Here is an 18,080-nt window from a genome sequence, read left to right on the forward strand (position 1 = left end):
CTGTTTTTGATTCCGCCTGTTATTAGTTCCTGCACACCGTTGGGATAGCCCTCATAACGATGGCAACCCGCACATTATTTGATTGATTTCAGGATTTATATATATGTCTACTGTTACCGGAACCGTTAAGTTCTTCAACGAATCAAAAGGCTTCGGCTTCATCACTCGTGAAGGCGGCCCCGACGTATTCGTTCACTACAGCGCCATCCAGGGCGGTGGATTCAAGACTCTGGCCGAAGGCCAGCAGGTTGAGTTCACAGTGACTCAGGGCCAGAAAGGTCCTCAGGCGGAGAACGTTGTCGCTCTGTAATCAGACGACAAGCGCTTCGTGAAAAAGGCAGCCCCGGCTGCCTTTTTTTGTGCTCCTTTGCCGACTCAGGCTCGCCTCTGACGCGCCCAAAACCCCAGGCGTGGCTTGCTAAAAGCCCGGGGTCGAAAGCACTTCCTGCAAGTCCCGCTTCAACTGCTCCGGTTCCGTGATCCAGAGTTCACGCTCGGTGCCCGGAATGACACCAATGTCTATCCCGTCTCTGGTTAGCCCTGGCACCCACTTTTTGAAAAAGTCCGGCAGCGAAATCGCTTTTGGCGAAAGGTCTTCCGCGCCTTTGGCGTACTCGCGGGCGAATGCGTCGCTGGGCCAGACGGGCACATAAGCCACACGGTCTTCTTCCGAGACGATCTTCAGAAACTGGCTGGCCGCATTGACCAGAATCCAGATCTCTCGTTCCGCGACCACCGCATCCAGGAAATAGTCGTATCGTTCCTCGCCATCCATCTCGAGTACTTGGTCATACAGGTCTTCACTCATGATGTTTCTGCTCCAACGCTGCAGGCCCAGAAAGGCCTGTCGCATGTATTTGGTAATAGCCTCGCTGAGACGTTACACGGTTTATTCAGAGCGACCACGTACAAGATCGGGTCTCAGCAAAGCCGTACCCAACACCAGTGCAAATGCCGCCAGCACAAATACCTTGTTCACAAACCAGTTTGTGCGCCAGATCGACCACTCCGGATCTGCGAGGAAACGGGTGAACAAGGTGACGATAATCAGAATCTCAACCACGGACATCGCCACGGCCAGAGCACGAGTATAGCGGGGCTGGGTGAGCAAGGCCCAGGCCAGCCAGAGATGAGCGACGGGCCACAAATCCCAGTAGATATAAGTCGCCCACCCCTCCCCGCTGGCGAACGCAAAACCGATCGGGAACAGATATTTGATGAACACGGTCCAGGCCACGAGAATCAGGAACACGTGCGCCAGAAAGGTGATCCAGAGGTGCGGTGGACTTTTTCCGGTAGACGTCATTGCTGTTTCTCTCAAAGGTTGAACGCCGCAGACGCACGCCCGCTTATTCCGGGCTGGAATGCCCTCAGAAAATAAGCGTTAACCCGGCCGTGATGACAGCGAACAGAATCGATAAGCCGATAACCGTTTTCCAGGGAAACGGTGGTGTTGGGGGTTCTACCGCAAGTTGCTCTTCCAGATAGTTTCTCAGCAGCCGGGTATTTCGGGTGTTGGCCTTGTACACGGCGTCAAAGCCATCCCCTACCACCGGCAACAGCCCGCCAAAAAAGTCGATGGCCATATTGCGCAGCATGCGGACCTTCACAGGCTTGCTGGCCCCTGCGCGCTGCGCCTCGACGAGCACATAGCTTGCCAGCACAAGTCCGGCCACATCACCTACCACCGGCACCAGACCGATCAGCGCCTCTGCGCCAATCGTGGTTTTGGTGAACGGTATCCGGATGCTGCTGTCTGTGAAGCGGCTGAATTTCTCCAGTCGCGCCAGTGCTGCCCGTTGCTGCGCTTCCATTGGTTTTGACATGTGCACTCCGCCATCCATTGATCGAACTGTTTCCTTTCCACAGATCAGACGCATAAATCGCGCCTTGCCTTAACTGTGATACTGTATTTTCTTAAAGGTAAACCCTTGGACATAAACGTCAGGTGTGCATGAGGCAAAGGACTGGCTCGACGATGCCCCCACACAGTCCCCAAGCAGGACCGAGCCATGATGTATTTCGCCCATGAAATGAGCCGCGCAGCACTGATGCCCATCCGCATGCTGACCGGCGCCCAGAGCAGACTGCTTCGCCACCCGCAAAGCCCGTTGTCCAGCCTTCCGGGTGCACGCAGCCTGGCGTCGGCCTACGGCGTGTTCGGTGACCTCACTCGCCGCTACCCAAAACCCGCCTTCAATCTGCACACAACGATCTGTGATGGCGAGCAAGTTGACGTCCAGGAAGTCATTGTCAAACGCAACCCCTTCGCCCAGCTCAAACATTTCCAGCGCAGCACCGTGCGCCCCGACGACCCCAAACTGCTGATCGTTGCGCCGCTATCCGGACACTTTGCCTCGCTGCTGCGAGGCACGGTGGAAGCCATGCTGCCAGCACACGATGTCTACATTACGGACTGGCGCGACGCCTGCCGGGTGCCTCTGTCGGTGGGCGATTTCGGACTTGACGACTACATCGACTATGTCATCGATTTCCTCGATCACCTGGGCCCGGATACCCACGTGCTGGCCGTCTGTCAGCCGGTCGTACCGGTGCTCGCAGCTACCGCCATTATGGCTGAAGATCGCCACCCGGCAACGCCTCGTTCACTCGCGTTGATGAGCGGCCCGATCGACGGCCGCATCGATCCCACGGAGCCCTGTGAACTGGCCACCAAACACAGTTTGGGCTGGTTCAAGCGCAACCTGATTCACCCTGTGCCCGCGCCCTACCCCGGTGCCATGCGCAAAGTCTACCCGGGTTTCCTTCAGCTGGCCGGGTTCATCAACATGAATCTCGACCGCCATGTTGGCGCCTACCGTGAGCTGTTCAAGTCTCTGCGCGAAGGCCAGTCGGACAAGGTCAACCGCCATCGCGAATTCTACGACGAATACCTCGCGGTCATGGATCTCCCGGCAACCTACTATCTGGATACCATTCAACGCGTTTTCCAGGAATTCCACCTGGCACGCGGCTGTTTCAGGTATCGGGGCCGGCGGGTAAATCCGGCGGCCATCCGTGACACCGCACTGATGACAATCGAAGGCGCCAAGGACGACATTTCCAGCCCCGGCCAGACCAGGGCCGCCCACGACCTATGTATTAATGTGCCGGACGCACGAAGGGTGCATCATGTTCAGGCGGGTGTCGGTCATTACGGTGTGTTCAACGGCAGCCACTGGCGCGGGGAAATCTCGCCTCGCTTACAGGCCTTTATCCGCTCAGCCTGACTGGCCGCCTTGGGCCGATTTCTTGTGAGGCAATGGAAGCTCTGCTAGCTTCAAAGTGGTCATATAACAAACAAAATGGCCTGCCTGGAAGCGGCACAAACATGAGTCTAAGGAGAGTATCATGCAAGACCTCAAAGGCAAGGTCGCCATCGTCACCGGCGCCTCCCGCGGTATCGGCCGACACATAGCCCTTCAACTTGCCCGGCGCGGCGCCGATGTTGCCATCAACTACCGTTCTCGCCAGTCTGAAGGGGACGAGGTGGCCAAGGAAATTGAAGCGCTGGGCGTCCGTGCCCTCGCCATTCAGGCGGATCTCTCCAAGATGCCAGAAGCTCGCAGCCTGATCGATCAGGTCCATGACAACTGGGGACGCATAGACATTCTGGTCAACAACGCTGGTATCACCCGCGACAAGTCGATGAAGAAACTCACCGACGAAGACTGGAACGACGTCCTTGATACCAATCTCGGGAGCGTCTACGCGACCTGCTCCGAAGTGCTGAAAATCATGATGGAGCAGAACTTCGGCCGGATCATCAATATCACTTCGTTCGTGGGTCAGGCCGGCAACTTCGGGCAGGCAAACTACGCGGCCAGCAAGGGCGGCATTATCGCGTTCACCAAAACCCTCGCACTGGAGATGGCCAGGTACAACATTACCGTGAATGCCATTGCCCCGGGCTTCACCGAAACTGAGATGCTCGAACAGGTGCCTGAAAACATCCGCGAACAAATCATTGCCCGCATCCCCATGGGCCGCTTTGGCCAGCCCGAGGAAATTGCCCGCGCGGTGGTGTTCCTCGCAGCGGAAGGCGACTACATCACCGGCCAGCAGATCAACGTCAACGGCGGCGTGTACATGTAGTCCGGCATTCCCGGTGATTCGAAGGCGGAGAGTGACGATGTCTAAGCAGCCGGTGAAGGCCTCAACCACGCCAGAGTTTGAACCCAACGTCGTGCGCCGCTCGCTGGCGCGGGCCGGGACTCATGCCGGCCACTTGTTAAAGCGCTCCATTGCGCGCCGTTTGCGCGGCGCCCCGCCCAATCCGGCCAGTACCAAGAGCCTGATCAAACCCTTTGCCTTGCTCGGCGGCAAGCTGGCCACGCAGCCAGATACAGTGTTGTTTGCCCAGATGCGATTGGCGAGAGACGCCAGTAACTTCTGGATCAGCTTGCTGACCAGCAGCGTCGCCAACAAACCACTGAAGGTGGCGGAACCCGAGTCAGGTGACGGGCGTTTCCGTGACCAGGCCTGGAACGAGACCATGGCCTTTAACGCCATCAAACAGGGCTATCTGCTGTATGCCCGCTGGATCATGGACACGATTGACGATGTTCGCGGCCTGGACGATCATAACCGGCGAAAACTGCACTTCTTCATCGGCCAGATGACCGATGCCATGGCCCCGAGCAACTTCATTCTCAGCAACCCGGAGGTCTTGCGCACCACCATCAAGACCCGGGGCCGGAACCTGCTTCGAGGCATGGCCAATCTGCTGAGAGATCTGGATGAGGGCGAGGGCCCGATGCCCTTCCGCATGTCCGACCCCGACGCCTTCACCGTCGGCGACAACCTGGCTAACACGCCGGGCGACGTCATCTTTCAGAACGACCTGATGCAGCTCATCCAGTACCGGCCAACCACCGAATCGGTACACCGCCGGCCCTTGCTGGTTATCCCTCCGTGGATCAACAAGTACTACATCCTGGATCTGGGCGAGAAAAAATCCTTCATCCGCTACTGGGTCGAACAGGGCCACACGGTCTTCGTCGTCTCCTGGGTCAACCCAGGACCGGAGCTGGCCCACAAGGGCTTCGAAGACTACATGCTGGAAGGGCCGATCGCGGCCATGGACGCCATCGAACGGGCCACCGGCGAACGCGAGGTCAACACGGTGGGCTACTGCATTGGCGGCACCCTGTTGGGCAGCACGCTGGCCTGGCTGGCCGCCCGTGGTGACGATCGGGTCAAAAGCGCGACCTTCCTGAACAGCCTGATGGACTTCTCGGATGTGGGAGACCTGAAGGTGTTTATCGACGAAGACGCCATCAGCTCCATCGAAAAGGCTATGGAAAAGCAGGGCTACCTTGATGGCTCCTCCATGGCCATCGCCTTCAATATGCTCAGGGCCAATAGCCTGATCTGGTCGTTTTACGTTAACAACTACCTGCTCGGACGGGATACCGCCCCGTTCGATCTGCTCTACTGGAACTGCGACACCACCCGCATGCCCGCTGCCATGCACAGCTTCTACCTGCGGAACATGTACCTGAATAACCGCCTGCGGGAGCCCGGCGGAATCGAACTGGCGGGTACTCCGATTGATCTCGGCAAGGTCAAAATCCCCTGTTACTTCGCTTCGGCCATTGAGGACCACATCGCTCCCTGGACCTCCTGCTACAAGGGTTCCCGCAACCTGGGCGGGCCGGTGCGTTTCGTTCTTGGCGGCTCCGGTCACATCGCCGGCATCATCAACCCACCGGACAAGAAAAAGTACGGCTACCACGTCAACGAGGACACGGATCTGGATACCGAGTCCTGGCTGCAAGGCGCCGAGCAGTTCGAGGGCTCCTGGTGGCCTGACTGGGTCGCCTGGGCCGAACACTTCGGTGGCGGCGAGGTCAAAGCCCGAAAGGTCGAGGAAGAAGCTCTGCCGGTCATTGAACCCGCGCCCGGGGCCTATGTGAAAAACTTACCCGCTCCGCCAACACCAGCCGCCAAGCAGACCCAGCGACGCGTGCGCAAGAAGGCCACGGTCAGGCAAACGACACCGGCCCGCACGAAAGTCACGCAGTAACGCGCCGATGCGTTAGATTTGGCTGCTAGGCCCGCGCCCGAACGATACGGAACAAGGCTTCGGGCGCGGCCCGCTTGATCCAGAGCGCGGCCATTTCCTTGCCCTTGCCCACGGGGATTTCCCGCTTCCTGGCCGACAGTCCTTTGAATATCACTTCGGCGCAGTCCGCGACATCCATGCCACCGGCGATGTCCTCATCCACCTTGCCGAATGCCGAGCCATCACCGGCCAGCGCATTGCGGGAAATATCGGTACGGATAAAACCCGGCACAATGGTGGAGACATCAATACCCTGCCCTTCCACTTCAGCACGCAGGGCATCGAAGAACCCCATCACTGCATGTTTGGCGGCACAGTAACCGGTACGCTGGGGCACCCCCACCTTGCCGGCCACACTGGCCGTCACTGCGAGGTGCCCGCAGCCACGCTCCAGCATGTGCGGCAGCACAGCCTTGGTCAGCGCGATCTGCCCCATCACATCCACATCCATCAGCTTCTGGTACACCGCCATATCCGTGTCCTTGCACAGCGAACGCTGAGACACGCCGGCGTTGTTCACCAGCAGGTCGATGGTGCCAAAGGTATCCAGCACGGTCTGAACTGCCTTGGGCAAGGAAGCCCAGTCGGTTACGTCCAGGGGGAGCACCAGCACGCCATCTTCCGACAAGCCGGCATCACGGCAAAGACCGGCCACCCGTTCCAGTTGCTCTTTGCGGCGGGCGGAGAGCACGACACGGGCACCATCCCTTGCGTATTGAATGGCCAGGGCTTCGCCGATGCCAGAGGAGGCGCCGGTAATCCAGACGGTTTGAGCGGGCATGTTAGTTCCTTGCGTGTTGTTTAACGTATCAAAGCAAACGAGCTGTCCATCGCAATGAAGGTTACGGAGAGCGCGATGACAAAAGGGCAACAGATAACCTGTCTGCCCTAATCTTTCAAGCACTTAAAACAGAGCGAGCAAACATGTCAGATAGGTCCTCACTTCAATCCCTACTGGACACCCTGCCCCAATGCGGGCGCGTCGCATGGATCGGCATCCGCCCGGCTCGTGGCGAGGCGATGACCACCCCAAACCAGGTCGCCGTCACCCCTGGCAAAGGCCTGGAAGGTGACCGGTTCAAAGGCCGGGAGACCAGTAAGCGGCAGGTGACCCTGATTCAGCAAGAGCACCTGCATGCCATCGCCTCCTGCCTGCGACGTGAGGCTATCCCGCCAGAGGTGTTCCGGCGCAATATTGTGGTCTCGGGTCTGAATCTTCTGGCACTGAAAGGGAAACGCTTCCGGGTCGGCAGCGTGGTGCTTGAATACACTGGCCTGTGCCATCCCTGCAGCAAGATGGAGACGGCCCTGGGGCCTGGCGGCTACAACGCCATGCGCGGGCACGGCGGTATCACAGCCCGTGTGGTGGAAGGGGGTGAACTGGCCATCGGCGACGCCGTTCAGATGTGCCTCTGACGCATTGCAGGCCAATGCGCCAGCGAGAGAGGTCGAGCTTAGAGCTTCACCATCAGCTTGCCCTTGTTGTCCCCGGTCAGGAACAACCCCAGCCCGCTCATGGCCGATTCCAGACCGTCCAGCACATGCGCACGGTATTTGATCTGTCCCTTCTGAACGTAGGGGGTGAGTTTGGCCTGCAGGTCTTTGGTTTTGTCCCAGTGATCCGGCATGGTAAAGCCCTGGATGGACAAGCGCTTCTTGATGATGCGCATCCAGTTGGGACCGGGGCGCGGATTTTCCGAGGTGTAATCCGCAATCAGGCCGCACACCACGATGCGACCATGAGCATTCATTCGCTCGAACACATAATCCAGGATTGGGCCACCGGTGTTCTCGAAATAGACGTCGATACCGTCCGGAGCCAATTCATCCAGCTTTGCCCCCAGATCATCGGTCTTGTAATTCACCGCACCGTCAAAGCCGAGCTCGTTGACGATCCAGTCCGCCTTTTCGTCCGTGCCGACCACACCAATAACCCTGAGTCCATCGGCCTTGGCCAACTGCCCGACGATGGAACCGACAGAGCCGGCAGCACCGGACACGACCAGCGTCTCCCCCGCCCTGGGATGGCCATAGCCATACAGCCCCTGCGTGGCAGTCAGCCCGGGCAGGGCAAAGACCGCAAGAACCATTTCCGGTGGCAACGACTTGTCCACCTTGTTCACGCCCGTGCCATCGGTCAGAACCATCTCCTGCCAGCCAAACAACCCCATGACCTGATCACCCTCGTTGAAGTCCGGGTGCTTGGAAGCGATCACCTCGCCAATGCCCGACGAGCGCATGACATCACCAAGCTCGACCCGGGGAATGTAGCTGTCGGTGTCCTCACTCATCCAGCCCATCATGGCCGGATCCAGGGACATATAGGTTTGCCGGATCAGAATCTCGCCCTCAGCAGGCTCTGGAACGGTTTTCTCCTCCACCTCGAACAGCTCCGGCCCGATGGATCCTGCAGGCCGCTTCACCAGCTTGATTGCCTTGTAGGTGCTCATGTCAGATATCTCCTGTAATCGAGGATGGACTCGCCGCTTGACTCGACCTGCGCGCCTGCCTGCATACAGGCAACCGGCAGAGCGTGAACCCTCAGCCTAGCAGGCGCAGCTTCGCTTCGTTGATGCGGGCAGCCAGATAGTTGCTGCCGCCGTGATCGGGATGGACTTTTTGCATCATCCGTCGATGGGCCTGGATGATCTCTTCCCGGCTGGCACCGGGCTCCAGACCAAGAATTTCCAGCGCTTCGCTTTCCGTCAGATTCGAGCTGCCATTGCCTCTGTCAGCGGAAGCCTCCCCTTCCGCACCTCCGCTGCTCCCGGCGTCATCGTCCGCGCGCCAGGAGTCGCCGAACCGGCGGTCGAGGTAGGTTTCCAGCAACCGGGCGGAGTCTTCATCCTGTGCCCGACAGTACCGTAACAGCTCGAGAAATTCGCTCTCGCTCAGATCCGCCAGCATCCTGCCGGCCATGGAGCCCTTCAGGATCTTGCCCGTCATGGTTCCGGAGTCGTGATCCAGAGTCATTTCAAGAATGTCGCTGGAAACCTGCGACTGTCGGCCGGTTTTTGCCTGACCAGTGTCACCGGATGCCAGGCTCGCCAACCACGAGGGAAACATTTTTCTCAGCAGGGGATACAGAAACGCCAGCAGGGCAAACACGAAGTGCAGACGACCGGTCGCGGCCAGCAATACCACTATGAAGATGCCGACCACCAACGTCAGTTTCATGATGGCCTGCTTGCGCCGACTGGCCGGCATGCCGCGCAGCCAGACCCAGGCAATGAATCCCAGGCCAATTAGCAGTAACGTCAGTGGCACTCACACTCCTTGGTCTTGGTCGATCATCAATGGATGGGCAACGGCGTTATCGGATCTGCCGGGTCAGGCGCCTGACTTCGGCGGAGCTGCGGCTGGAAAAATCCTGCAGAGCCTTGGCTCCCCCGGAAGCATAGACCGCCACAGCGGCCATAAGATCCTTCAGCACCTGAGGGCTGTTGCGGTCAAACGGGGCATAGGCCCCGCCAGAGAGTTTGCTGACCTGCTGAAACACCGCTCGGGCGTGGGGATCGCTGCCTTCATGGAACATAAACACCGGGGTTTTCAGCAGGCCCAGTTCCCCGGCGCTGTGGCACAGATCATCCACGGGTTCCTCGCAACAGTCCCCGATGAACACCACGGCCCTGACCGGCTCTGCCCGGGTTTCTTTCAGAACGTGCGCCAACAGCCGGGCGATCTGGGTGCGGCCACCGCGGCAGGCAACCCCGTTCATCAGGTCCAGCAACTGGCCGGTTTCGGCGACAAAGCCCGTCGCCTTGAACTCGCTGAAGCCCCGGTAATAACACAGCTGAATCGCCAGGCCACCGAGGTCACGCGTCGCCAGGAACAGCTCACTTTGCAAGTGGCAGGCCTGGTCCCAGGTCGCTTCCCGGCTGGCGGTGGCATCGAGGGCAAAGATAAGCCGTCCCGGGCTGCCGCCCGCCGCCGGTTTGGGCAGGTTGCGGACCTGTTGGATAAACTGATCGATAGACTGTTTATCGGATTTGGTGCGAAGCTCTTTGTCGGACATAGATCTTGAAATCCGCTTGGGCTGATCACGGTATGGCTACAAGCGTAGGGCAAAGACCATGCAATTCACAGGCTGGAGGCAACTGCGGCAATTTTCTGTGGTGGCACTGCTGATTGCCGCCACGGCCCAGACCTGCACCGCCAAAGCCGCGAGCGGTTTCTACCTGGGGTACCGACAATGGCAGCCCTATGCCTGGCCTGAGCAGGCGCCCTCGGCTTCTGATGTCAGCCGCACCCAACGCCTGCTGGGCTGGCGCCGTCAGGCGCCTTCCGGAGATATCGGCTTTGACTACGACTACCAACCGCTGCGCATTCGCACCGGTGCTCCCGCACACAACGGCCACCTGCACCGGCTCATGGTCGGCGGCCAGTGGCAGCACCGACGCTTTCGCGTGGAGGCCCGGGCTGGCGTCGCCGGCACCTCCAATATGTTCAAATACCGCGACTTTCACAGCGACGTGATCAACGGGCGAATTGCCCTGTTTCGGTCCGTCGGTCGGCACCCGCCTGTGAGCCTGGGGATCGGCGGCGATCATCGCTTCGGGTCCTTCCGCTGGCTGCCCAGACTGCGCTGGGAAGATACCAGCAGGGCCGGCCACTGGCTGGTGGATCTGCCCGTTTTGCTGCGTTGGCAAGGCCCGGGCAACCGCTGGGCCTTTCAGGTGGCGCGTGAGGGTGACCGCTGGGCCACGCTCGATGCAACCCGGGAACTCGAAAGCGCGCTTTACCTGCGCGAGTGGAGAACCGAACTGAGTTACCGGGTCAGCGATCGAAAACAAAGCTGGCCGGCGGTGGTTGTGGGCATTGGCGCGAGCATCGATACCCGCGTTCGATATCAGGATCTGGAGGCAGGCACCGTGGATCTGCGTTTGGGGGATGCTATTTATGCGTGCATCAAGCTTGACTGGTAGCGAAAACCATAATCAAGAGAACACGGTGAATCTACCACCTCACATGGAATGTAAGGTGCCCCAGTACTATCTTTGAGCGAAATAAAAAGGAGAATCTCTCATGCTAGGCCATTATTCTACTGGGCTGTTTATAGAGTTTGCCTTTGGAGCTCTTTTTGTCGCAATGCACGCCTACGGTCGCTATAACACCCCCCAGTCAAACCGTTGCTCAACCACCCGCCTTAGATTCGTTGCTTGCTTTGCCTTATACGCCGCAGCACTTCTGAGCGTTTACTGGCTTATTACTGTTATTGCTCAAATTGCGCCAGAAATCTACGACAAGGTTGTCTCAAATCTTGGTCAAATACCAGGGAACGGCACTAGTGGGGCGGCTCAAGTTTCTCCAGAGTTTTTCGACAGGCTAATCTCAGCGCTTGGAGAAGGAACAAGCGGCGGATCTAGCGGGGTCACTCAAACAACACCAGAAACCTTTCAAAAAGCGATTGAGGCGCTGGAGAGAGAAGTTGGGGACAGTTTAAGTGTAACTACTCCGGTTTCATCAGAATTCGTTGGCAACGCCAGTGTCAATTACATTCCGAGTGGAGCTGAGTCCATTGAAGAGAAGCGAGAGTTATATCGTAGCCCAATTACAACTGCGCTTATCTTTACCACGTTACTTCCAAATTTTCCCATGTTAAAGAAAGTCGACCAGCGCCTACTGCAGATTTTCTGGGATTTGGCAGAAATACCGGGACATGCGGTGAAACTTGCCCATCGGATGTACCGAGCTCCATATTATATCTTTCCCACAAAGCACGAAGACATCGAACGAAAGGCGCGATCTTTTGATATCCAGCTTAATGAAGATGATCTTAAAGATCGTCGCTCGCCAGCCTTCACGTGGGCAGCTATATACTCCCTTCTCTTGGAGATAAAAGGATGGCATAGCGACGATAAACCTCGCTATCAGCGGTTTATTTTAAGCCGCGAGAGTGACTACGAAGCCTTAAGAATGCATTTCGCAACCTTGAGTGCACGCCTTGCTGCCTATTATCGGCGGGTACACGAAATGGACGGCAAATTGCAGCAAATTGAACATGATTTTCGTGAGACGTTAATCAGCGACAGCCGAGACCTGTTCATGAAACTATGCCGCCTCGCGGCCAATGCCGTCCTTGACTCCGAGACAGGTGTAAATGCCCGACATCAGGCGATTGAGGAACTTGGGTTTGAGTTGGCAGACGATGGTCGGGAAAACCTTAACGCGTCGCAGCTATTAAACTTGATCGCTTTGATGATGCTGACATTTATGGGGTTATCACTTACGCTTACCCAGTTTGCTACCAAAGGAGAAACTATTGGTGAGGTTGTCTTTCTTGGCTTTTTAATGGCTGCCAACTACGGAGCATCAGCATTTATAGGGATCTATCCTAAAGAGCATTGGCGATTCGCCGACATTGAGGCAACCCATCGAAGGCCTTGGGCCGGTTATCTAGCTTCCGGTTTATTGGCCGTTGCCGCAAGCCTTCTGGTCATTTCAGCATTACGCTTCACCCGTTACACATTTGAAGGTGGCACCTACGACGAGGCTTTTGAAGAGCTACTTAGAAACCTATTCTGGTCCTACCCCTATCTCTTCCTCTCTTTTGCAATGGGTTTCGGAGTCGCCTTCGTATGCGATATCGACTGGCAGAAATGGTCAACCATCCAGCAACGCATCGCAGACGGTACTCTATTAGCAGTCATTATGATTTTAGCCGGATGCATCACTTTTATGGCCATGTATGGCCTCTTTATCTTCGAAGGCAATGCAACGAAATCGCCCCCCCAAGGACAGCCTCCAGGCACCCCCCCAGTATACAGCCTCCTAGACGTGTTTGAACTTCTTTCACAGTGTCTCGCGGCTGGCTTATTGAATGGTTTGCTAGTTCCCCACTGGTTCCGTACCAGCCGCTACAGTTCCCCCACACAGCGAATTTCCCGCTTTATTGACAATCACCGCCAAGCGTTACGAATCGAAGCTGGCAAATTGCAACGAGATGAATTGCGTAGCGCCCTTGTAACCGCAGCCGCAGCGACAGCGATTGCAGATGGCCTAGTGGACGATACGGAGCGCGAAGTTTTTCGTAACACCCTAGGCAAATTGGCCGAGCATAATATTCTGGATTTCCAAATCGAGACAGGGATGGAAGACATGCTTAATCAGACCGATCTGTGGCGTAGTGGAGATGCTGATCATCGCCAGAAAGAGGTCTTAAAGGTGCTCGCACCACTTCGGAGAAAAGACAAATTAAGCAGACTTACAATTCAATTAACGGTGGCGATCGCTTACGCCGACGGAGTGTTCCAAGAATCTGAGCGCAAAGCCGTGGAAAAAATTGTATCCGCACTCCATCGGAATGTCGAAAAAGAACTAGCTACATGTGGGGTATAATTGCGCACAACTGCCGCCCGGGCATCAACACAAATTCATGAGCGGCGCGACCGGGCATGTTTGCCGCCGAGCATTAACGCCCGAGGTGCGCCATTAACCGACTAAAGCGGCTTTAACTTTCCCACTCAACTGGCCCATATCAACGCGGCCCGTGACCTGAGGCCGCAGCTCATTCATCACACGCCCCATGTCCTGCATTCCCTGGGCGTCGGTAGCGCTGATGGCGGCCCGAATCAACGTCTCCAGCTCGTCATCGCCCAGGGCCGCGGGCATGAATTCCTCGATAATGGCCATTTCCGCCCGTTCCTTATCCGCCAGCTCCTGACGGCCGGCGTCGTCGTACTGACTGGCCGCATCGCGACGCTGCTTGAGCATCTTGTCCAGAACTTTCAGCACGTCTTCGTCGCCCAGCTCACGGCGCTCATCGATCTCGATCTGCTTAACCGCGGCCTGGGCCATGCGCAGCGTCACCAGACGCTCTTTTTCCTTGTTGCGCATTGCATCCTTTACCGCGCTGTTCAGTTGTTCCTTGAGTGATGAATCCGCCATGATGGGTCTCCTATTCTGTCGATTCAGTGCCCTGTAGAATGCCGCAAACCAGATTAATTACAAGGCAGTACTCTCATGATCGATTTCCGCAGTGACACAGTCACCCGGCCATCCCGGGAAATGCGCGACGCCATGGCACGCGCCGAGGTAGGCGATGATGTTTACGGTGATGACCCTACCGTGAACGGCCTGCAAGCCTTCGCAGCCGAACGCTTTGGTTTTGAAGCGGCACTCTTTACCGCCACCGGCACCCAGGCCAACCTGCTGGCGATCATGAGCCACTGTGGCCGGGGCGACGAATACCTGTGCGGCCAGTCGGCGCACAACTACCGCTATGAAGGCGGTGGTGCGGCTGTGCTTGGCAGTGTGCAACCTCAGCCGATCGAGAACGAAACGGATGGCAGCATTTGCCTGGATAAAGCCCGCGCCGCCATCAAGGCCAACGACTTTCACTTTGCGGTGACTCGCCTGCTCTCACTGGAAAACACCATTGGCGGCAAAGTGCTGTCCCTCGACTACCAGCGCGAGGCCCGCGCCTTCTGCGACGAACACGGATTGCTGCTGCATCTGGATGGCGCCCGGGTATTCAATGCCGCCGTGAACTCCAACTGTGACGTGACAGAGATAACCCGGCACTACGATTCGGTCAGCGTGTGCCTGTCGAAAGGCTTGGGCGCGCCCGTCGGGTCTTTGCTGCTCGGTTCACGGAGTTTTATCGATCGGGCGACCCGGCTTCGCAAGATGGTGGGCGGCGGTATGCGGCAAGCGGGGATTCTGGCGGCGGCCGCGCAAATCGCCCTGGAACAGGGGCCGCTCCGGCTGCACGAGGACCACGACAACGCCCGGTACCTGAGCAACGCCCTGAGCGAGCTGCCGCAACTGGAGGTCAACCCAGCCAGCACCCAGACCAACATCGTCTACGCCCGATGCAAGTCCGGCAAATCCGCGCAACTGCGTGACTACCTCGCCAAACAGGACATCCTGATCACGGCGGGCGATCCGATCCGCCTGGTGACGCACCTGGATGTAAGCCGGCAGGATGTCGAGCGGCTGCTGGATGGCGTTCGACGGTTCTATCTGGCCTGAGTCAGCGGCGTGTTATCGCTCGAAGCGCTTTCGCTGTCCTCGGTGTCGTAGGTGTACGGTTCGCCTTCTTCATCCTGGAGCTGGTAGTCGTACGCCGCCTGCAGGCCGGTTTCCTCGTCCTCAGGCTCCTCGGTGCCGAAGTCGATGTAGTGCGGATACAGTGGTGACAACAGCGCCACCACGATGCCGAAGACGGAAAAGGCCGCAAACGCAGTGCTATACCCAAGGTTGTCCACCAGCAGCCCCACGAGCGGCGAGCCCGACGCCTGCCCCAGCGACACCGCCATGAACGGCAGAACGGGGCCCATGGATAGCCGGCCGGGTAACAGCCGTATGCCCGTCATCAGGTACAGCCCGGTCAGGCTCATGTAAGCCAGGCCAAACACCAGTGCCGAGAACGCCGCCAGCACAATCTGTCCCGGACTCGCCGCCAGCAGGGCCAGGCTTGCCGCCAGCATCATCAGCATCAGCGCCTGGGTGATCGGGGGATTGTTGCGATCTGCAAGGTCGGCCACCACAGCGCCGCCCAGCCCGGCAATACCCACGGCGAGCCAGAGCCAACCGGTCTCACTGCCGGGCAAGCCGCCGAGATTGACGACAAGATCAGGCGCGAATATCCAGAATGGGGCCGACACAAATCCCATGGCGAAGGCAAACAAGGACAGCCTGAGGAGGCGCCACCACTGCAGGGCACTGATCGGCTTTGGCGGGGCGGCATCGGATGGCGTCACCCGCGACACGGAAGGAATCACAAACCAGGCGGCGATTACCCCAACCACAGCCAGGGCGGCAAACGCCATGTAGGCGGAACGCCAGATGCCGGCGAGGAACAACACCGCAGGCACCGCCAGGGCGACCCCCACGCTGGTGCCGGCGTTCATGATCGAGCTGACCCGTCCGTGCACCGAGCGGTCCACCAGCACCTGCATGGCCGCCGTCAATGCCGGCATCATCAGGCCAGTGCAGATGCCGCAAGCGAAGACGCCCACGCCGAGAGACAAGGCACCGGTGGACTGACTGATCAGCACCAGTCCTGCAACGCCAAAGCTACCGGATATAACCGCAGCGTTGCGGGCACCCAGACGAATCGCCACCCACGGCGCGACCAGCGAGGCCAGCAGGAAACTGATAAGTGGCAGCGAGCCAATAATACCGATCAGGCGGGGCGTCAGTTCCAGTTCGCTTCGGATCGGCGGCACGAACAGACCGAAGGCAAAGCGTGCCAGGCCATAACTGATCGCGGTCAGCGCCGCTCCAAACAGGGCAAATCCGAGGCTTGAGACCGACTTCACGGTATCGTCTCCGGGGCTGAGTATTTAACAACCAGTTCCCCGAGCCTAGAAGCTGTGCCCGCTGGCTTCAAATACGCGGCAATGAAGAAGCTCAGCCTGAGAGGTGGCCGCCTCAAGCTATGACATGGATGCCATGTGCTTCAGCCGAAAACGTGCCGCAAGAACTGCAACACCAGAATCAGCATCATCAGCGGAATAAACCAGCGCGTGAGATGGCCATAGTTCTTCGGCTCGCCGCCCCTGGCCGCGTATTTTTCCAGCAGCGGAATAATTACGATCAGAGCAATGAACAGCACCGCAAGAATCGTCAGCAATGTACCCATGGCCAATCTCTCCCTAACGTCAGCCGGAACACGTTCATACCGTAAAACGCCCCCGGTTCGCCGTCAAAACGGCGTCACTGTGAACGGCGCCCGGTTTCGTGCATTCTGCGGCCTAATTCCTTGAATTCCGGTGCGTCTCGAAGCAGCCTATCCAGCATACGGGCAACGAACTGGAATTACCCGCTATGGACACCGCATTACTGGTATCGGGGCTGGTTTTCAGCGCCGTTGGCATTGGCTACCTGGTTTACGGCCGACGACAGTCAAACATGGCCGCACGCTGGAGCGGCTTTGCGCTGATTCTGTACCCTTACCTGATGACCAATGTCTACACAATGATCGCCGTGGGCGTTGGGCTGATGCTGGTTCCAAGGTTTGTCGACCTGTAGCAATCATTTAGAATCGCTCGTTCGGATTCCCCTTTCACAACACAGCAGGCGCCGGTACATGAAGTTCAATCCCTTTAATACCCGAATCGGCCTGGCCCTTGGCGGCGGTGCAGCGCGGGGCATCGCTCACATAGGGGTGCTGAAAGCCTTCGAAGAAGAACAGATCCCGATTCACTGCATCGCCGGCACCAGCTCCGGGGCATTGGTGGCCAGCTACTACGCCTTCGGACGCCCGATCGACTCCATCCTGTCCATTGGCTCCACACTGAACCTTTCCAAGATCACCAAATTCACCCTGGAGCGCGGCGGCCTGTTCAGCACCCAACCGATCCGGGAAATGATCCAGCGGGATCTCGGGGATTGCCGCATCGAAGACGCCCATATTCCCCTCGCTATCTGCGCCACGGATATCGAAACCGGAGAACAGCTGATCTTCCGCAAGGGGAACCTGGCGGATGCCGTTTGTGCGTCCATGGCCGTGCCGGGCCTGTATGTGCCGGTGGAGATCGACGGCCGGATTCTGGTGGACGGCGGGCTGGTTGAGAATGTGCCGATTTCGCCACTGAAGCGCATGGGCGCCGGTATTACCGTGGCCGTGGACCTGAGCCATGTCAGCCGCTACCCGAAACCGAAAGACACCTTCGATGTGATCAGCAACGCCATCAACATCGGCATTGACTTCAATACGCGCAAACAATTGAAAAAGGCAGATATCGCGGTACCGCTGGACCTGAGCCGATACAGCCAGACCAACAACGCCAAATGCGTGGACGAGCTGTGCATGGAAGGCTATTACCCGATGAAGAACCGAGTTGGGCGGCTGCTCTGGCACAAACGGATGAATCTCCTCATCAACCTGCTGAAAACCGCCCGGGACCTGCTGCCGCTCAAGGTGCCTGAAATCATCAAAGATCTGAAGCGCCACGCTCTGGCGGTCCGTCATCGAAGCTGAACCAAACAGATACCCAGACGACAACGCCGCTTGGGTTGGCAACAAAAAAGGCTGCCCCGGTGGGGCAGCCTCAACTCTAACAAA

Annotated in this window: 20 protein-coding genes; 10 read left to right on the top strand and 10 right to left on the bottom strand. The window is 58.1% G+C overall.

Annotated elements, in window-relative coordinates; genetic code table 11:
* Nucleotides 1–103: 103 nt before the first annotated feature.
* Complete coding sequence (locus LPB19_RS16710) at nt 104–310, top strand: cold-shock protein (RefSeq protein ID WP_206644007.1); 207 nt, start codon at nt 104–106, stop codon at nt 308–310.
* A gap of 108 nt (nt 311–418) precedes the next feature.
* On the opposite strand, the gene LPB19_RS16715 is transcribed toward LPB19_RS16710, so the two are convergent.
* From LPB19_RS16715 to LPB19_RS16725, 3 genes are all read right to left on the bottom strand, one after another.
* Complete coding sequence (locus tag LPB19_RS16715) at nt 419–808, bottom strand: DUF2750 domain-containing protein (protein WP_206644008.1); 390 nt, start codon at nt 806–808, stop codon at nt 419–421.
* An 81-nt stretch (nt 809–889) separates the two neighbouring features.
* Nucleotides 890–1,306, bottom strand: coding sequence for a hypothetical protein (locus tag LPB19_RS16720; RefSeq protein ID WP_206644009.1), 417 nt, complete (start codon nt 1,304–1,306; stop codon nt 890–892).
* A 64-nt stretch (nt 1,307–1,370) separates the two neighbouring features.
* Nucleotides 1,371–1,826: a DUF4112 domain-containing protein gene (locus tag LPB19_RS16725; RefSeq protein ID WP_206644010.1), complete on the bottom strand. Its 456-nt coding sequence runs from the start codon at nt 1,824–1,826 to the stop codon at nt 1,371–1,373.
* A 186-nt stretch (nt 1,827–2,012) separates the two neighbouring features.
* Here LPB19_RS16725 and LPB19_RS16730 point away from each other — a divergent pair, with 186 nt between their 5' ends.
* From LPB19_RS16730 to LPB19_RS16740, 3 genes are all read left to right on the top strand, one after another.
* Nucleotides 2,013–3,230 carry a polyhydroxyalkanoate depolymerase gene (locus LPB19_RS16730; RefSeq protein WP_206644011.1) on the top strand — a complete coding sequence of 406 codons (1,218 nt, stop codon included), beginning with the start codon at nt 2,013–2,015 and terminating at the stop codon, nt 3,228–3,230.
* A gap of 121 nt (nt 3,231–3,351) precedes the next feature.
* The gene (fabG, locus tag LPB19_RS16735; protein WP_206644012.1) at nt 3,352–4,095 is read left to right on the top strand and encodes a 3-oxoacyl-[acyl-carrier-protein] reductase; all 744 of its coding nucleotides are present in this window, start codon (nt 3,352–3,354) and stop codon (nt 4,093–4,095) included.
* 37 nt (nt 4,096–4,132) lie between these two features.
* A complete protein-coding gene (locus LPB19_RS16740) occupies nt 4,133–6,028 on the top strand; it encodes a PHA/PHB synthase family protein (RefSeq protein ID WP_206644013.1) in 1,896 nt (631 codons plus the stop codon).
* A gap of 25 nt (nt 6,029–6,053) precedes the next feature.
* Here LPB19_RS16740 and LPB19_RS16745 read toward each other — a convergent pair whose 3' ends face one another.
* Nucleotides 6,054–6,848: an SDR family oxidoreductase gene (locus tag LPB19_RS16745; RefSeq protein ID WP_206644014.1), complete on the bottom strand. Its 795-nt coding sequence runs from the start codon at nt 6,846–6,848 to the stop codon at nt 6,054–6,056.
* 143 nt (nt 6,849–6,991) lie between these two features.
* Here LPB19_RS16745 and LPB19_RS16750 point away from each other — a divergent pair, with 143 nt between their 5' ends.
* Nucleotides 6,992–7,483 (top strand): MOSC domain-containing protein, encoded by a 492-nt coding sequence (locus LPB19_RS16750; RefSeq protein ID WP_206644015.1) that lies wholly within the window; start codon nt 6,992–6,994, stop codon nt 7,481–7,483.
* Between the two features lie 38 nt (nt 7,484–7,521).
* Here LPB19_RS16750 and LPB19_RS16755 read toward each other — a convergent pair whose 3' ends face one another.
* From LPB19_RS16755 to LPB19_RS16765, 3 genes are all read right to left on the bottom strand, one after another.
* Nucleotides 7,522–8,517 carry an NADP-dependent oxidoreductase gene (locus LPB19_RS16755; protein WP_206644016.1) on the bottom strand — a complete coding sequence of 332 codons (996 nt, stop codon included), beginning with the start codon at nt 8,515–8,517 and terminating at the stop codon, nt 7,522–7,524.
* A 91-nt stretch (nt 8,518–8,608) separates the two neighbouring features.
* Complete coding sequence (locus LPB19_RS16760; RefSeq protein ID WP_206644017.1) at nt 8,609–9,334, bottom strand: J domain-containing protein; 726 nt, start codon at nt 9,332–9,334, stop codon at nt 8,609–8,611.
* Between the two features lie 46 nt (nt 9,335–9,380).
* The gene (locus LPB19_RS16765) at nt 9,381–10,082 is read right to left on the bottom strand and encodes a VWA domain-containing protein (RefSeq protein WP_206644018.1); all 702 of its coding nucleotides are present in this window, start codon (nt 10,080–10,082) and stop codon (nt 9,381–9,383) included.
* Between the two features lie 58 nt (nt 10,083–10,140).
* Here LPB19_RS16765 and LPB19_RS16770 point away from each other — a divergent pair, with 58 nt between their 5' ends.
* Nucleotides 10,141–10,992: a hypothetical protein gene (locus tag LPB19_RS16770; protein ID WP_206644019.1), complete on the top strand. Its 852-nt coding sequence runs from the start codon at nt 10,141–10,143 to the stop codon at nt 10,990–10,992.
* 100 nt (nt 10,993–11,092) lie between these two features.
* Complete coding sequence (locus tag LPB19_RS16775) at nt 11,093–13,405, top strand: TerB family tellurite resistance protein (RefSeq protein ID WP_206644020.1); 2,313 nt, start codon at nt 11,093–11,095, stop codon at nt 13,403–13,405.
* Between the two features lie 93 nt (nt 13,406–13,498).
* Here LPB19_RS16775 and LPB19_RS16780 read toward each other — a convergent pair whose 3' ends face one another.
* Entirely contained in the window at nt 13,499–13,954 is a 456-nt protein-coding gene (locus LPB19_RS16780) for a GatB/YqeY domain-containing protein (protein WP_206644021.1), read from the bottom strand.
* A gap of 75 nt (nt 13,955–14,029) precedes the next feature.
* On the opposite strand from LPB19_RS16780, the gene ltaE reads away from it, so the two are divergent.
* Complete coding sequence (ltaE, locus tag LPB19_RS16785; RefSeq protein WP_206644022.1) at nt 14,030–15,040, top strand: low-specificity L-threonine aldolase; 1,011 nt, start codon at nt 14,030–14,032, stop codon at nt 15,038–15,040.
* Here ltaE and LPB19_RS16790 read toward each other — a convergent pair.
* Nucleotides 15,028–16,332 (bottom strand): MFS transporter, encoded by a 1,305-nt coding sequence (locus LPB19_RS16790; RefSeq protein WP_206644023.1) that lies wholly within the window; start codon nt 16,330–16,332, stop codon nt 15,028–15,030. The genes ltaE and LPB19_RS16790 overlap by 13 nt on opposite strands.
* A 140-nt stretch (nt 16,333–16,472) precedes the next feature.
* Nucleotides 16,473–16,655, bottom strand: a complete 183-nt coding sequence (locus LPB19_RS16795) for a hypothetical protein (RefSeq protein ID WP_206644024.1) — start codon at nt 16,653–16,655, stop codon at nt 16,473–16,475.
* Between the two features lie 185 nt (nt 16,656–16,840).
* On the opposite strand from LPB19_RS16795, the gene LPB19_RS16800 reads away from it, so the two are divergent.
* Both LPB19_RS16800 and LPB19_RS16805 read left to right on the top strand, forming a co-directional pair.
* Entirely contained in the window at nt 16,841–17,044 is a 204-nt protein-coding gene (locus tag LPB19_RS16800) for a hypothetical protein (protein WP_206644025.1), read from the top strand.
* A 58-nt stretch (nt 17,045–17,102) separates the two neighbouring features.
* Nucleotides 17,103–17,996, top strand: a complete 894-nt coding sequence (locus tag LPB19_RS16805) for a patatin-like phospholipase family protein (RefSeq protein ID WP_206644026.1) — start codon at nt 17,103–17,105, stop codon at nt 17,994–17,996.
* Nucleotides 17,997–18,080 lie beyond the last annotated feature (84 nt).

It is taken from the genome of Marinobacter salinisoli (assembly GCF_017301335.1).
Taxonomy (GTDB): Bacteria; Pseudomonadota; Gammaproteobacteria; order Pseudomonadales; family Oleiphilaceae; genus Marinobacter; species Marinobacter salinisoli.